The sequence below is a fragment of the Moraxella sp. ZY200743 genome, from assembly GCF_050885545.1.
Classification (GTDB): Bacteria; Pseudomonadota; Gammaproteobacteria; order Pseudomonadales; family Moraxellaceae; genus Moraxella; species Moraxella haemolytica.
Map to the genome: position 1 here is coordinate 1,970,337 of NZ_CP091313.1, position 19,135 is coordinate 1,989,471.

The window sequence follows — 19,135 nt, forward strand, 5'->3', positions numbered from 1 at the left end:
TGATCGGGCACAATACTTTCCTTGGCAAGTCAGGGGTTGCCGGTGCAAGTGTGCCAAACGCAAACGTGATTATCGGTCACGGGGCAATCGGACGGGGTGAGCAAGTTCAAAATGCGATTGCTTTAGGGGCAAGAGCGAATACTGGTGGTAACCAAACAATCTCTATCGGGGCAGACTCGACAACCGTGAGTAACGGCAACATCTCTATTGGTTCGCAAGCGTCCTCTAGGGACCCAAACTCTCTTGCTATCGGGACAGGGGCTAAATCAAGAGGCGGATCAGTAGCGATAGGTAACGCAGCAATAGCAGAGAATACGTCTATTGTGATTGGTTATAGCTCACAATCTAAGTCTAGCAACGGGACAGTACTGGGGATTGAAGCAGTCAATGCCAGTAATAACGGGACGGTTTTGGGTTTCCAAGCGAGGGTTAATGACAATTCACTAGATGGGATTGCAATAGGACGTTCTGCAACAGTTCAAGCCAGATCGCAAGGCGGTATTGCGATTGGTTCTGGCGCGAATATTCAAGGTTTGAATTCTCTTGGTATAGGAACATCAGCTATAGCAAGAGGATCATCAGTGGCCATCGGTAGTTCAGCACGGGCGGATAACAGCTCTATCGTTATTGGTATAGGCTCAGTTGGCTTATCCACCAACGGTGTGGTGCTAGGGAATCAAGCAATCAACAATGGCAAAGACAGTACGGTTATCGGGTATGGGGCAAAGCTTTCCGGTGATGGGGCAGACAGATTCAGAGCAGGTCGGACTCGTGCATTAGAAAACTCCTTAGTTGTGGGGACAGATGCTCGTGCGTGGTCAGGATACTCGGTGGTGCTGGGGCGTGAGGCACAGGTTGGTGATGCTAATAATGATGCGGTTAGCGGTACAGCCGTAGGTGAGCGTGCCAAAGCACTTGCCTATCGTAGTACGGCACTGGGGAGTAATGCGTTGGTTAACGCCAGCGGAGACGGCGGTATCGCGATTGGTCGCTCTGCTTTATCAAATGCCTCACAAGGGATTGCGATTGGCTCGGGAGATGCAGATAGCGCTAACAACCCTGCAACGGTAAATGCAGAGGGGGGGGTTGCGATTGGGCATAACGCCAAGGTTGACACTGATCATATACGAGCAGTGGCGATAGGTTATAGTACAACTGCCGGTGGTGCGTATAACGTGGTCATCGGTAATGGAGCATCAGCATCTGGCAGTGAAAATGTGGCTATCGGTAGAAATTCAAATGCGACCGATGTGGGAGAGAGAAGTGATTTAGTAATTGGTAATAAGACCTTTAATGCGAATCAATGGCAAGGCTACAACAAGAAAAATTCTTTTGCGGTAGCTAGTGGGGGTAAAGAACGGGTTATTCAACATGTAGCGGCCGGTACGATTAGCCCCAACAGCACCGAAGCGATTAACGGCTCGCAGTTGTATCACATTGTAAATGGTATCGGGTTTGATGTGCATGATAATGCCGGTGCTAAAAAAGCAACCGTTGGTATTGGTAATAAACTGGAATTTAAGAAAGGGACGAATAACTTAGTTAGTGTTACGGTGAATAACAAAGGGGGTACAAACGGCTCAAAACAAAATGCAGAAGTCGTATTTGATGTCATAACGCAGGAGCTTGACAGTGCAAATAATAAAACAAAGGTAACGGCTGCGAGAGGTCCAGCAGGTTTGGCGAAGTCTGCTGATGTGGCACAGGCGATTAACGATGTGGCAGAAGCGTTACAAAAGGATATAAAAAACATTGGCGTAAGCTGGAAGCTGGCTACAAAAGCCGGCACAGGTGGTACAGCGAATAACAAACAGCATACAATCACATCTAATAAGACAGTAACATTCCAAGCCGGTAAAAACATAGCACTGACACAGACAGATGGAACCATCGATATTGCCGTAAGTGATACGCCAAGCTTTACATCAATGAGTACAAGCGGTGCTGCGACGATTGGTGGGAAATTAACGGCTCGAGGTGGTTTGGATGTGACCGGCGATACCACGCTTAGAGGTACCACTGCAAGTACGTTGAATGTGACCGGTGCGACCACGCTTGGAACTACCACGCTTGGAAGTACCACTGCAAATAGTTTGACCGTGACGAACACGGCAAATGTTGGTGGTATGCTAAATGCCAACGGTGGTTTGACGGTAGCAAATAGAAAAACGGTTGATTTTAATAATAATAGACTGACTGAGGTGGGTGATGCTACAGCTGATACTGATGCCGTCAATAAGAAACAGCTGGATGCTTGGGCTGACAAAGGGATAAAGTTTTGGGGTGATTCAAACAAAAACGGACAACATCTCACACGTCAGTTGGGCATGGACATAAAAATTACCGGCGGTGCTAATGAGGGTCAGTTGACTGATAACAATATTGGGGTGGTTGTTGGTAACAAGGGATTGGAAGTAAAACTATCCAAAACACTAACTGGGCTAACTTCAGTAACAACAAACTCACTAACAGTCAATAATGGTGCCACCTTTAAACAAGGCATAACCTTAGGTAATGCCAACAATGGTCCGAAGATTGTTAATAATGGTGATGCCATCAAGGTTCAGAAGAACGGAGGAGGGTATGCTCGAATCACCAATATTTGGGACGGTAAAGATGCTTTTGATGCAGTCAATAAAGGGCAGTTGGACGAGCTGGCTAATACAGGATTACAGTTTGAAGGTGATTCAGCTAGTGATGTTGCCACTCGCAAGTTAGGCCAAAAACTGAATATTACCGGCGGTGCTAATAGGGATAAGTTGACTAATAATAATATTGGGGTGGTTGGTGGTAGTAATGGTCTGGTTGTAAAACTTGCCAAGAATCTTAAAGGCTTAGAGTCAGTAGAGACGAAGACACTTACAACCACCGGTCGTATTACAGCCGGTGGTGGTTTGACAGTGACTACTGGGGGCTTGACTGTTCAGGCTGGTAAAACCAACTTGAACGGTGGCTTGACAGTAACCGGTGACACAAAAGTTGCTAAACTAACAGCAACCGGTGATACACAAGTTGTTAAGCTAACAGCAACTGGTGATACCTCGCTTCAAAACACCAATGTTGGTGGTACGCTGAATGTGACTGGCTCAACCAATTTGACCAATGGCTTGACAGTGGCCGGTAATACAAATGTTGCTAACCTAACAGCGACCGGTAATACATCGCTTAACACAATTACTACGACAGGTGCTGCGACCATCAACGGTACGCTAAATGCCAACGGTGGTTTGACGGTAGCAAGTAGACAAACGGTTAATTTTAATAATAATCAACTGGCTAATGTGGGTAATGCTACAGCAGATCATCATGCCGTCAATAAGAAGCAGTTGGACGAGCTGGCTAACAAAGGGATAAAGTTTTTGGGTGATTCAACCGTTGTCGGACAACATCTCACACGTCAGTTGGGCATGGACATAAAAATTACCGGCGGTGCTAATGAGGGTCAGTTGACTGATAACAATATTGGGGTGGTTGTTGGTAACAAGGGATTGGAAGTAAAACTATCCAAAACACTAACTGGGCTAACTTCAGTAACAACAAACTCACTAACAGTCAATAATGGTGCGACCATCTCTGGTAAATTAACGGCTCGCGGTGGTTTGGATGTTAGCGGTGGTGCATTGACAGCGAGCAGTGGTGCGACCATCTCTGGTAAATTAACAGCGAACAACGATTTTGAGGCGAAGGGTGCGACCACACTTAGAAGTACTTTGAATGTGACGGGTGCGACCACACTTAGAAATACTTTGAATGTGACCGGCGCTACCACTGCAAATAGTTTGACCGTGACGAATGCGGCAAGTGTTGGTGGTATGCTAAATGCCAACGGTGGTTTGACTGTGAAAAATGGTTTTACTGCGAGCGGGACTCAAGAGCTTAATTTTGGGGGGAATAAGCTGACCAATATAGGTAATGCTACCGCCAACAACCATGCGGTATCCTATGGCCAATTTAAGGAAGGTCTAGTCACGATTAACGGGATAGGGCTAAACCCGAGTAATAAAACAGACGGGTTAACGATTGAGGCGGGTAAAAATACCAATATTCGGAGTGATGTCAGAGGTAAGAAAGTTATCGTTAATGCGTGGGATACCAAAGTACAAGCAGTTGATGATGGAGTGTTTTATATTAATGAGAATAATGCTAACGATACTTATATTCGTAGCTATACATTAGGGGTAAAGCCAGAATTTAAGCAGAAAATACAGAACCTTGAAGATGGTATTGCCGCAGGATTGAAGTTTGTTGGTGATGATGGGCAAGAAGTCACTCGTCCATTAGGCGAAACATTGAAGATTGTTGGTGAAGCTGATAAGAATAAGCTAACAGATGGCAATATTGGTGTATTGAAGCACGGTACTGACGGTCTGAAAGTAAAACTTGCTAAGAATCTTAAAAACCTAGAGTCAGTAGCGACAAACACACTGACAACCACTGGAGCTGCGACGATTGGTGGTACGCTGGAAGTAACCGGACAATCAACCTTTAAAGATAAAGTGACTGTTGAGTCTGGTGGCTTAGATGTAACTGGCGACACCAATTTGACCGGTAATCTAACAGTAACCGGTGGCAATACAACCGTTGAGGCATTAACAGCAACTGGCCCAGTGGAGCTTCAGGATACATTGAAAGTTGACGGGCAAGCACAAGTAGAGTCATTGGTTGTTGATAATCAGGCGACCTTTAATGGTGCAGTTACAGCAAATAATGGAGTGACAGTTGCTAACGGTGATTTGAAAGTGACCAATGGTAATACTACGCTTAAGACTGTGACTGTTAATGAAACGCTGGCTGTAACTGGCAAAACAACACTGAAAGAAACCGAAGTTGGTGGTCCACTGACTGTAACCGGTGAAACCACTGTTGAGAACTTAACAGCGAACGGCACTACGACGCTTCAGAAGACGGATATTACAGGTCCGTTGAACGTGACCGGTAATACAACCGTTCAGAAGTTAACAGCAACTGGCCCAGTGGAGCTTCAGGATACATTGAAAGTTGACGGGCAAGCACAAGTAGAGTCATTGGTTGTTGATAATCAGGCGATTCTTAAGAAAGGTGTAACCTTAGGTGATGCTACTGGCCCACAGATTGTTAATGAAGGTAATGCCATCAAAGTTCAGACAAACAATGGCGGTGCAGCACGTATTACCAATATTGCTGATGCTGTGAATCAAAATGACGCAGTTAACAAGAAACAGTTGGATGAAAAGGCGGCAGAATTAACCAATACAGGATTGAAGTTTGTTGGTGATGATGGGCAAGAAGTCACTCGTCCATTAGGCGAAACATTGAAGATTGTTGGTGAAGCTGATAAGAATAAGCTAACAGATGGCAATATTGGTGTATTGAAGCACGGTACTGACGGTCTGAAAGTAAAACTTGCTAAGAATCTTAAAAACCTAGAGTCAGTAGCGACAAACACACTGACAACCACTGGAGCTGCGACGATTGGTGGTACGCTGGAAGTAACCGGACAATCAACCTTTAAAGATAAAGTGACTGTTGAGTCTGGTGGCTTAGATGTAACTGGCGACACCAATTTGACCGGTAATCTAACAGTAACCGGTGGCAATACAACCGTTGAGGCATTAACAGCAACTGGCCCAGTGGAGCTTCAGGATACATTGAAAGTTGACGGGCAAGCACAAGTAGAGTCATTGGTTGTTGATAATCAGGCGACCTTTAATGGTGCAGTTACAGCAAATAATGGAGTGACAGTTGCTAACGGTGATTTGAAAGTGACCAATGGTAATACTACGCTTAAGACTGTGACTGTTAATGAAACGCTGGCTGTAACTGGCAAAACAACACTGAAAGAAACCGAAGTTGGTGGTCCACTGACTGTAACCGGTGAAACCACTGTTGAGAACTTAACAGCGAACGGCACTACGACGCTTCAGAAGACGGATATTACAGGTCCGTTGAACGTGACCGGTAATACAACCGTTCAGAAGTTAACAGCAACTGGCCCAGTGGAGCTTCAGGATACATTGAAAGTTGACGGGCAAGCACAAGTAGAGTCATTGGTTGTTGATAATCAGGCGATTCTTAAGAAAGGTGTAACCTTAGGTGATGCTACTGGCCCACAGATTGTTAATGAAGGTAATGCCATCAAAGTTCAGACAAACAATGGCGGTGCAGCACGTATTACCAATATTGCTGATGCTGTGAATCAAAATGACGCAGTTAACAAGAAACAGTTGGATGAAAAGGCGGCAGAATTAACCAATACAGGATTGAAGTTTGTTGGTGATGATGGGCAAGAAGTCACTCGTCCATTAGGCGAAACATTGAAGATTGTTGGTGAAGCTGATAAGAATAAGCTAACAGATGGCAATATTGGTGTATTGAAGCACGGTACTGACGGTCTGAAAGTAAAACTTGCTAAGAATCTTAAAAACCTAGAGTCAGTAGCGACAAACACACTGACAACCACTGGAGCTGCGACGATTGGTGGTACGCTGGAAGTAACCGGACAATCAACCTTTAAAGATAAAGTGACTGTTGAGTCTGGTGGCTTAGATGTAACTGGCGACACCAATTTGACCGGTAATCTAACAGTAACCGGTGGCAATACAACCGTTGAGGCATTAACAGCAACTGGCCCAGTGGAGCTTCAGGATACATTGAAAGTTGACGGGCAAGCACAAGTAGAGTCATTGGTTGTTGATAATCAGGCGACCTTTAATGGTGCAGTTACAGCAAATAATGGAGTGACAGTTGCTAACGGTGATTTGAAAGTGACCAATGGTAATACTACGCTTAAGACTGTGACTGTTAATGAAACGCTGGCTGTAACTGGCAAAACAACACTGAAAGAAACCGAAGTTGGTGGTCCACTGACTGTAACCGGTGAAACCACTGTTGAGAACTTAACAGCGAACGGCACTACGACGCTTCAGAAGACGGATATTACAGGTCCGTTGAACGTGACCGGTAATACAACCGTTCAGAAGTTAACAGCAACTGGCCCAGTGGAGCTTCAGGATACATTGAAAGTTGACGGGCAAGCACAAGTAGAGTCATTGGTTGTTGATAATCAGGCGATTCTTAAGAAAGGTGTAACCTTAGGTGATGCTACTGGCCCACAGATTGTTAATGAAGGTAATGCCATCAAAGTTCAGACAAACAATGGCGGTGCAGCACGTATTACCAATATTGCTGATGCTGTGAATCAAAATGACGCAGTTAACAAGAAACAGTTGGATGAAAAGGCGGCAGAATTAACCAATACAGGATTGAAGTTTGTTGGTGATGATGGGCAAGAAGTCACTCGTCCATTAGGCGAAACATTGAAGATTGTTGGTGAAGCTGATAAGAATAAGCTAACAGATGGCAATATTGGTGTATTGAAGCACGGTACTGACGGTCTGAAAGTAAAACTTGCTAAGAATCTTAAAAACCTAGAGTCAGTAGCGACAAACACACTGACAACCACTGGAGCTGCGACGATTGGTGGTACGCTGGAAGTAACCGGACAATCAACCTTTAAAGATAAAGTGACTGTTGAGTCTGGTGGCTTAGATGTAACTGGCGACACCAATTTGACCGGTAATCTAACAGTAACCGGTGGCAATACAACCGTTCAGAAGTTAACAGCAACTGGCCCAGTGGAGCTTCAGGATACATTGAAAGTTGACGGGCAAGCACAAGTAGAGTCATTGGTTGTTGATAATCAGGCGATTCTTAAGAAAGGTGTAACCTTAGGTGATGCTACTGGCCCACAGATTGTTAATGAAGGTAATGCCATCAAAGTTCAGACAAACAATGGCGGTGCAGCACGTATTACCAATATTGCTGATGCTGTGAATCAAAATGACGCAGTTAACAAGAAACAGTTGGATGAAAAGGCGGCAGAATTAACCAATACAGGATTGAAGTTTGTTGGTGATGATGGGCAAGAAGTCACTCGTCCATTAGGCGAAACATTGAAGATTGTTGGTGAAGCTGATAAGAATAAGCTAACAGATGGCAATATTGGTGTATTGAAGCACGGTACTGACGGTCTGAAAGTAAAACTTGCTAAGAATCTTAAAAACCTAGAGTCAGTAGCGACAAACACACTGACAACCACTGGAGCTGCGACGATTGGTGGTACGCTGGAAGTAACCGGACAATCAACCTTTAAAGATAAAGTGACTGTTGAGTCTGGTGGCTTAGATGTAACTGGCGACACCAATTTGACCGGTAATCTAACAGTAACCGGTGGCAATACAACCGTTGAGGCATTAACAGCAACTGGCCCAGTGGAGCTTCAGGATACATTGAAAGTTGACGGGCAAGCACAAGTAGAGTCATTGGTTGTTGATAATCAGGCGACCTTTAATGGTGCAGTTACAGCAAATAATGGAGTGACAGTTGCTAACGGTGATTTGAAAGTGACCAATGGTAATACTACGCTTAAGACTGTGACTGTTAATGAAACGCTGGCTGTAACTGGCAAAACAACACTGAAAGAAACCGAAGTTGGTGGTCCACTGACTGTAACCGGTGAAACCACTGTTGAGAACTTAACAGCGAACGGCACTACGACGCTTCAGAAGACGGATATTACAGGTCCGTTGAACGTGACCGGTAATACAACCGTTCAGAAGTTAACAGCAACTGGCCCAGTGGAGCTTCAGGATACATTGAAAGTTGACGGGCAAGCACAAGTAGAGTCATTGGTTGTTGATAATCAGGCGATTCTTAAGAAAGGTGTAACCTTAGGTGATGCTACTGGCCCACAGATTGTTAATGAAGGTAATGCCATCAAAGTTCAGACAAACAATGGCGGTGCAGCACGTATTACCAATATTGCTGATGCTGTGAATCAAAATGACGCAGTTAACAAGAAACAGTTGGATGAAAAGGCGGCAGAATTAACCAATACAGGATTGAAGTTTGTTGGTGATGATGGGCAAGAAGTCACTCGTCCATTAGGCGAAACATTGAAGATTGTTGGTGAAGCTGATAAGAATAAGCTAACAGATGGCAATATTGGTGTATTGAAGCACGGTACTGACGGTCTGAAAGTAAAACTTGCTAAGAATCTTAAAAACCTAGAGTCAGTAGCGACAAACACACTGACAACCACTGGAGCTGCGACGATTGGTGGTACGCTGGAAGTAACCGGACAATCAACCTTTAAAGATAAAGTGACTGTTGAGTCTGGTGGCTTAGATGTAACTGGCGACACCAATTTGACCGGTAATCTAACAGTAACCGGTGGCAATACAACCGTTCAGAAGTTAACAGCAACTGGCCCAGTGGAGCTTCAGGATACATTGAAAGTTGACGGGCAAGCACAAGTAGAGTCATTGGTTGTTGATAATCAGGCGATTCTTAAGAAAGGTGTAACCTTAGGTGATGCTACTGGCCCACAGATTGTTAATGAAGGTAATGCCATCAAAGTTCAGACAAACAATGGCGGTGCAGCACGTATTACCAATATTGCTGATGCTGTGAATCAAAATGACGCAGTTAACAAGAAACAGTTGGATGAAAAGGCGGCAGAATTAACCAATACAGGATTGAAGTTTGTTGGTGATGATGGGCAAGAAGTCACTCGTCCATTAGGCGAAACATTGAAGATTGTTGGTGAAGCTGATAAGAATAAGCTAACAGATGGCAATATTGGTGTATTGAAGCACGGTACTGACGGTCTGAAAGTAAAACTTGCTAAGAATCTTAAAAACCTAGAGTCAGTAGCGACAAACACACTGACAACCACTGGAGCTGCGACGATTGGTGGTACGCTGGAAGTAACCGGACAATCAACCTTTAAAGATAAAGTGACTGTTGAGTCTGGTGGCTTAGATGTAACTGGCGACACCAATTTGACCGGTAATCTAACAGTAACCGGTGGCAATACAACCGTTGAGGCATTAACAGCAACTGGCCCAGTGGAGCTTCAGGATACATTGAAAGTTGACGGGCAAGCACAAGTAGAGTCATTGGTTGTTGATAATCAGGCGACCTTTAATGGTGCAGTTACAGCAAATAATGGAGTGACAGTTGCTAACGGTGATTTGAAAGTGACCAATGGTAATACTACGCTTAAGACTGTGACTGTTAATGAAACGCTGGCTGTAACTGGCAAAACAACACTGAAAGAAACCGAAGTTGGTGGTCCACTGACTGTAACCGGTGAAACCACTGTTGAGAACTTAACAGCGAACGGCACTACGACGCTTCAGAAGACGGATATTACAGGTCCGTTGAACGTGACCGGTAATACAACCGTTCAGAAGTTAACAGCAACTGGCCCAGTGGAGCTTCAGGATACATTGAAAGTTGACGGGCAAGCACAAGTAGAGTCATTGGTTGTTGATAATCAGGCGATTCTTAAGAAAGGTGTAACCTTAGGTGATGCTACTGGCCCACAGATTGTTAATGAAGGTAATGCCATCAAAGTTCAGACAAACAATGGCGGTGCAGCACGTATTACCAATATTGCTGATGCTGTGAATCAAAATGACGCAGTTAACAAGAAACAGTTGGATGAAAAGGCGGCAGAATTAACCAATACAGGATTGAAGTTTGTTGGTGATGATGGGCAAGAAGTCACTCGTCCATTAGGCGAAACATTGAAGATTGTTGGTGAAGCTGATAAGAATAAGCTAACAGATGGCAATATTGGTGTATTGAAGCACGGTACTGACGGTCTGAAAGTAAAACTTGCTAAGAATCTTAAAAACCTAGAGTCAGTAGCGACAAACACACTGACAACCACTGGAGCTGCGACGATTGGTGGTACGCTGGAAGTAACCGGACAATCAACCTTTAAAGATAAAGTGACTGTTGAGTCTGGTGGCTTAGATGTAACTGGCGACACCAATTTGACCGGTAATCTAACAGTAACCGGTGGCAATACAACCGTTGAGGCATTAACAGCAACTGGCCCAGTGGAGCTTCAGGATACATTGAAAGTTGACGGGCAAGCACAAGTAGAGTCATTGGTTGTTGATAATCAGGCGACCTTTAATGGTGCAGTTACAGCAAATAATGGAGTGACAGTTGCTAACGGTGATTTGAAAGTGACCAATGGTAATACTACGCTTAAGACTGTGACTGTTAATGAAACGCTGGCTGTAACTGGCAAAACAACACTGAAAGAAACCGAAGTTGGTGGTCCACTGACTGTAACCGGTGAAACCACTGTTGAGAACTTAACAGCGAACGGCACTACGACGCTTCAGAAGACGGATATTACAGGTCCGTTGAACGTGACCGGTAATACAACCGTTCAGAAGTTAACAGCAACTGGCCCAGTGGAGCTTCAGGATACATTGAAAGTTGACGGGCAAGCACAAGTAGAGTCATTGGTTGTTGATAATCAGGCGATTCTTAAGAAAGGTGTAACCTTAGGTGATGCTACTGGCCCACAGATTGTTAATGAAGGTAATGCCATCAAAGTTCAGACAAACAATGGCGGTGCAGCACGTATTACCAATATTGCTGATGCTGTGAATCAAAATGACGCAGTTAACAAGAAACAGTTGGATGAAAAGGCGGCAGAATTAACCAATACAGGATTGAAGTTTGTTGGTGATGATGGGCAAGAAGTCACTCGTCCATTAGGCGAAACATTGAAGATTGTTGGTGAAGCTGATAAGAATAAGCTAACAGATGGCAATATTGGTGTATTGAAGCACGGTACTGACGGTCTGAAAGTAAAACTTGCTAAGAATCTTAAAAACCTAGAGTCAGTAGCGACAAACACACTGACAACCACTGGAGCTGCGACGATTGGTGGTACGCTGGAAGTAACCGGACAATCAACCTTTAAAGATAAAGTGACTGTTGAGTCTGGTGGCTTAGATGTAACTGGCGACACCAATTTGACCGGTAATCTAACAGTAACCGGTGGCAATACAACCGTTCAGAAGTTAACAGCAACTGGCCCAGTGGAGCTTCAGGATACATTGAAAGTTGACGGGCAAGCACAAGTAGAGTCATTGGTTGTTGATAATCAGGCGATTCTTAAGAAAGGTGTAACCTTAGGTGATGCTACTGGCCCACAGATTGTTAATGAAGGTAATGCCATCAAAGTTCAGACAAACAATGGCGGTGCAGCACGTATTACCAATATTGCTGATGCTGTGAATCAAAATGACGCAGTTAACAAGAAACAGTTGGATGAAAAGGCGGCAGAATTAACCAATACAGGATTGAAGTTTGTTGGTGATGATGGGCAAGAAGTCACTCGTCCATTAGGCGAAACATTGAAGATTGTTGGTGAAGCTGATAAGAATAAGCTAACAGATGGCAATATTGGTGTATTGAAGCACGGTACTGACGGTCTGAAAGTAAAACTTGCTAAGAATCTTAAAAACCTAGAGTCAGTAGCGACAAACACACTGACAACCACTGGAGCTGCGACGATTGGTGGTACGCTGGAAGTAACCGGACAATCAACCTTTAAAGATAAAGTGACTGTTGAGTCTGGTGGCTTAGATGTAACTGGCGACACCAATTTGACCGGTAATCTAACAGTAACCGGTGGCAATACAACCGTTGAGGCATTAACAGCAACTGGCCCAGTGGAGCTTCAGGATACATTGAAAGTTGACGGGCAAGCACAAGTAGAGTCATTGGTTGTTGATAATCAGGCGACCTTTAATGGTGCAGTTACAGCAAATAATGGAGTGACAGTTGCTAACGGTGATTTGAAAGTGACCAATGGTAATACTACGCTTAAGACTGTGACTGTTAATGAAACGCTGGCTGTAACTGGCAAAACAACACTGAAAGAAACCGAAGTTGGTGGTCCACTGACTGTAACCGGTGAAACCACTGTTGAGAACTTAACAGCGAACGGCACTACGACGCTTCAGAAGACGGATATTACAGGTCCGTTGAACGTGACCGGTAATACAACCGTTCAGAAGTTAACAGCAACTGGCCCAGTGGAGCTTCAGGATACATTGAAAGTTGACGGGCAAGCACAAGTAGAGTCATTGGTTGTTGATAATCAGGCGATTCTTAAGAAAGGTGTAACCTTAGGTGATGCTACTGGCCCACAGATTGTTAATGAAGGTAATGCCATCAAAGTTCAGACAAACAATGGCGGTGCAGCACGTATTACCAATATTGCTGATGCTGTGAATCAAAATGACGCAGTTAACAAGAAACAGTTGGATGAAAAGGCGGCAGAATTAACCAATACAGGATTGAAGTTTGTTGGTGATGATGGGCAAGAAGTCACTCGTCCATTAGGCGAAACATTGAAGATTGTTGGTGAAGCTGATAAGAATAAGCTAACAGATGGCAATATTGGTGTATTGAAGCACGGTACTGACGGTCTGAAAGTAAAACTTGCTAAGAATCTTAAAAACCTAGAGTCAGTAGCGACAAACACACTGACAACCACTGGAGCTGCGACGATTGGTGGTACGCTGGAAGTAACCGGACAATCAACCTTTAAAGATAAAGTGACTGTTGAGTCTGGTGGCTTAGATGTAACTGGCGACACCAATTTGACCGGTAATCTAACAGTAACCGGTGGCAATACAACCGTTGAGGCATTAACAGCAACTGGCCCAGTGGAGCTTCAGGATACATTGAAAGTTGACGGGCAAGCACAAGTAGAGTCATTGGTTGTTGATAATCAGGCGACCTTTAATGGTGCAGTTACAGCAAATAATGGAGTGACAGTTGCTAACGGTGATTTGAAAGTGACCAATGGTAATACTACGCTTAAGACTGTGACTGTTAATGAAACGCTGGCTGTAACTGGCAAAACAACACTGAAAGAAACCGAAGTTGGTGGTCCACTGACTGTAACCGGTGAAACCACTGTTGAGAACTTAACAGCGAACGGCACTACGACGCTTCAGAAGACGGATATTACAGGTCCGTTGAACGTGACCGGTAATACAACCGTTCAGAAGTTAACAGCAACTGGCCCAGTGGAGCTTCAGGATACATTGAAAGTTGACGGGCAAGCACAAGTAGAGTCATTGGTTGTTGATAATCAGGCGATTCTTAAGAAAGGTGTAACCTTAGGTGATGCTACTGGCCCACAGATTGTTAATGAAGGTAATGCCATCAAAGTTCAGACAAACAATGGCGGTGCAGCACGTATTACCAATATTGCTGATGCTGTGAATCAAAATGACGCAGTTAACAAGAAACAGTTGGATGAAAAGGCGGCAGAATTAACCAATACAGGATTGAAGTTTGTTGGTGATGATGGGCAAGAAGTCACTCGTCCATTAGGCGAAACATTGAAGATTGTTGGTGAAGCTGATAAGAATAAGCTAACAGATGGCAATATTGGTGTATTGAAGCACGGTACTGACGGTCTGAAAGTAAAACTTGCTAAGAATCTTAAAAACCTAGAGTCAGTAGCGACAAACACACTGACAACCACTGGAGCTGCGACGATTGGTGGTACGCTGGAAGTAACCGGACAATCAACCTTTAAAGATAAAGTGACTGTTGAGTCTGGTGGCTTAGATGTAACTGGCGACACCAATTTGACCGGTAATCTAACAGTAACCGGTGGCAATACAACCGTTGAGGCATTAACAGCAACTGGCCCAGTGGAGCTTCAGGATACATTGAAAGTTGACGGGCAAGCACAAGTAGAGTCATTGGTTGTTGATAATCAGGCGATTCTTAAGAAAGGTGTAACCTTAGGTGATGCTACTGGCCCACAGATTGTTAATGAAGGTAATGCCATCAAAGTTCAGACAAACAATGGCGGTGCAGCACGTATTACCAATATTGCTGATGCTGTGAATCAAAATGACGCAGTTAACAAGAAACAGTTGGATGAAAAGGCGGCAGAATTAACCAATACAGGATTGAAGTTTGTTGGTGATGATGGGCAAGAAGTCACTCGTCCATTAGGCGAAACATTGAAGATTGTTGGTGAAGCTGATAAGAATAAGCTAACAGATGGCAATATTGGTGTATTGAAGCACGGTACTGACGGTCTGAAAGTAAAACTTGCTAAGAATCTTAAAAACCTAGAGTCAGTAGCGACAAACACACTGACAACCACTGGAGCTGCGACGATTGGTGGTACGCTGGAAGTAACCGGACAATCAACCTTTAAAGATAAAGTGACTGTTGAGTCTGGTGGCTTAGATGTAACTGGCGACACCAATTTGACCGGTAATCTAACAGTAACCGGTGGCAATACAACCGTTGAGGCATTAACAGCAACTGGCCCAGTGGAGCTTCAGGATACATTGAAAGTTGACGGGCAAGCACAAGTAGAGTCATTGGTTGTTGATAATCAGGCGACCTTTAATGGTGCAGTTACAGCAAATAATGGAGTGACAGTTGCTAACGGTGATTTGAAAGTGACCAATGGTAATACTACGCTTAAGACTGTGACTGTTAATGAAACGCTGGCTGTAACTGGCAAAACAACACTGAAAGAAACCGAAGTTGGTGGTCCACTGACTGTAACCGGTGAAACCACTGTTGAGAACTTAACAGCGAACGGCACTACGACGCTTCAGAAGACGGATATTACAGGTCCGTTGAACGTGACCGGTAATACAACCGTTCAGAAGTTAACAGCAACTGGCCCAGTGGAGCTTCAGGATACATTGAAAGTTGACGGGCAAGCACAAGTAGAGTCATTGGTTGTTGATAATCAGGCGATTCTTAAGAAAGGTGTAACCTTAGGTGATGCTACTGGCCCACAGATTGTTAATGAAGGTAATGCCATCAAAGTTCAGACAAACAATGGCGGTGCAGCACGTATTACCAATATTGCTGCTGGTGAACAAGACGGTGATGCGGTTAACTTTAAGCAAGTGAAGGACGGAATTGCTGGTATTACCACTAAAGGTCTTAAGTTTGCAGGCGATATTAACGGTGAAGTCCATCGTGAATTAGGTCAGGCGCTGACGATTACCGGTGGTGTAACCCAAGAGGGGAATCTGACTGACAGTAATATCGGTGTAGTGAAAAATCCTAATAATCAGGGATTGATTGTAAAACTTGCCAAGAATCTTAAAGGCTTAGAGTCAGTAACAACAAACTCACTAACAGTCAATAATAGTGCGACGATTGGTAATGGTTTGACAGTGACCGCTGGCACTACATCACTTAAAGACACCACTGTTGATGGTACGCTGAAAGTAACCAAAGGTATGGATGTAAAAGGTAAATCAACCTTTGATGCGATAGAGATCCCAAGTTCAAAACATAATCAACTGCCACTGTTGCTTGACAATACAGGTATTAGTGGTTTGCCAGGTAATATCGCAGCGACTGCTGATAATACACTGTCATCAGATATTGATGCCAAATTAGATGTTTCTCAACCAACAGATGATCCGGAAGAAAAAGCGAAACGATTATCTCGTGCAGCAAACATAGCTGATGTGTTGTCGGTGGGCTTTAACCTAAAAAACAATGGTGCATCAAGAGACTTTATTCGTGGTTTTGATACAGTTGACTTTATCGATGGTAAGGCAACTACCGCAGTTGTCACTCGTGAGGGTAACAGCAAAACAAGCAAAGTGACCTTTAATGTCAATGTTGATAATGACACCATTAAGCTGATTGACGGCAATAAGATTGCTGCTAACACCACCGATTTGATGGTAGGCAATAGCGGTCGATTAGATATTCCAATGGTATCTTTCGATGCGATAGACAATGCTAAGAAACTGATGACCGCCAGAGATATTGCCTATGCGATTAATCAATCCGGTTTCCAAGTCATCTCCGGTCAAACCGGACTTGGTACTAATTCTGGTGCATCCGAAGAAGTGGTGAGAGCTGGTGATTTGATTAAGCTGATTGCCGGTGACAACTTGGATATTAAACAAGAAGGTACAACCTTTACCTTCTCTCTTAAAAAGACATTAACGCTTAAAGATGATAAGGGTGATGTAACCACACTCTCCCCTGCAGGTGTTAAGACACAGGGTAATGGCGGTGGTAGTACTCTGGGCAACGGCGGTGGTAGTAATGTCGGTGGCAATGGTGCTGGCGGCGGTGCAGTCGGTAATGGCGGCGGTGAGAGCACAGTCGATAAAGGCGGGCTTACTGTTGCAGACAGAGACGGTAATGTCAGCAAAGTGACGGCGAACGGTGTTGCTGTTGAAGGCAAAAACGGCAGCAGTAGTCTTGAAGAAGGCGGTTTGTCAGTTATCGGTAAAGACGGTAGTAGCAGTCTTGAAGAAACCGGTTTGTCAGTTGCGGGCAAAAACGGCAGTAGTAGTCTTGAAGAAGGCGGTTTATCAGTTATCGGTAAAGATGGTGAAAGCAGTCTTAAAGAAGGTGGTTTATCGGTCATCGGTAAAAACGGTAGTAGCAGTCTTGAAGAAACCGGTTTGTCAGTTGCGGGCAAAAACGGCAGTAGTAGTCTTGAAGAAGGTGGTTTATCGGTCATCGGTAAAGATGGTGAAAGCAGTCTTAAAGAAGGTGGTTTATCAGTTATCGGCAAAGACGGTAGTAGCAGTCTTAGTGGCGATGGTGTGAATGTTATCGATAAAGATGGTAACGGGGGCGAGTTTAATGCAAAAGGCATCTCACTCATTGGACCAAAAAACCAATTAAACCTACAAAACAATAAGCTTGAAATGACCGCAACCAATGCTGGTAAAACCAATACATTTAGTATTGAAAATACGGCAGAAGGAGCGAAAGTTGGTGGCGTTGCTGATGGTGTTGACCCTAATGATGCAGTCAATAAGGGCCAGCTGGATGCACAGGCAAATAAAGGCCTGAAGTTCGTTGGTGATGACAATCAAGAAGTCCATCGTAAATTAGGTGAGACGCTAACCATTGTCGGTGGCTTAACGGATGCAACCAAGCTGTCTGATAATAATATCGGAGTGATGAAAGATGGTGATGGCAAGTTGGTTATAAAACTTGCTAAGAATATTAGCGGTTTAAGCAATATTGAAACCACTGGTCGTATTACTGCCGGCAATGGTCTGACTGTTGAAGCTGGTGGCTTAAATGTTAAAGGTGATACGACGCTTCAAAAGACAACCGTTACTGATTTCACTGCAAATGGCGATACAACGCTTGAAAAATCATTGACTGTTAAAGAGAAAGCGACCTTTAAAGATGCAGTTGAGGTAAATAATGGCTTGACAGTAACCAATGGCGAAACCAAGCTGAAAAATACTGCTGTTAATGGTACGCTGAATGTGACTGGTAATACAACGATTGATAAAACCTTGATAGTTAAGGGTGATACAACTGTTGAGAAGTTAACAGCAAATGGCGATACAACGCTTGAAAAATCATTGACTGTTAAAGAGAAAGCGACCTTTAAAGATGCAGTTGAGGTAAATAATGGCTTGACAGTAACCAATGGCGAAACCAAGCTGAAAAATACTGCTGTTAATGGTACGCTGAATGTGACTGGTAACACAACGATTGATAAAACCTTGATAGTTAAGGGTGATACAACTGTTGAGAAGTTAACAGCAAATGGTGATACAACGCTTGAAAAATCATTGACTGTTAAAGAGAAAGCGACCTTTAAAGATACAGTTGAGGTAAATAATGGCTTGACAGTAACCAATGGCGAAACCAAGCTGAAAAATACTGCTGTTAATGGTACGCTGAATGTGACTGGTAACACAACGATTGATAAAACCTTGATAGTTAAGGGTGATACAACTGTTGAGAAGTTAACAGCAAATGGTGATACAACGCTTGAAAAATCATTGACTGTTAAAGAGAAAGCGACCTTTAAAGAGGGTATCACCTTAGGTGATGCTACTACAGGACCACAGATTGTTCATGAAGGTGATGATACCATCAGAATTCAGCAGAACGATGGCAGTGCAGCACGCATTACCAATGTGGCTGATGGTCATATCGCACCAGACAGTAAAGATATCGTCAATGGTGGTCAGCTGATGAATGTTTATAACCACATCGGTAAAATTGAAAGTCAGCTACAAGCAGGTATTGCCGGTAATAACGCTGCAGCGTCCCTACCACAAGTCATGATGCCAGGCAAATCTATGGTATCGGCAGCATTGGGCGGCTTCCGTGATAAGAAAGCAATCGCCATTGGTTATTCTCGCTTGAGTGACAATGGACGCATGGCATTGAAGTCAAACTTAAATGTTGACACCGAGAAGAACCTTGGCTATGGTGTGGGCGTAGGCTTTACCTGGTAACCCACCCATTGCGATAACTTTTATCTTAGGAA

Annotated in this window: 1 protein-coding gene; it reads left to right on the top strand. The window is 44.0% G+C overall.

Features of this window, described 5'->3' with window-relative positions; translation table 11 throughout:
- Window positions 1-50: 50 nt before the first annotated feature.
- Window positions 51-19,103: a YadA-like family protein gene (locus L3D27_RS09705; RefSeq protein WP_432481065.1), complete on the top strand. Its 19,053-nt coding sequence runs from the start codon at window positions 51-53 to the stop codon at window positions 19,101-19,103.
- Window positions 19,104-19,135 lie beyond the last annotated feature (32 nt).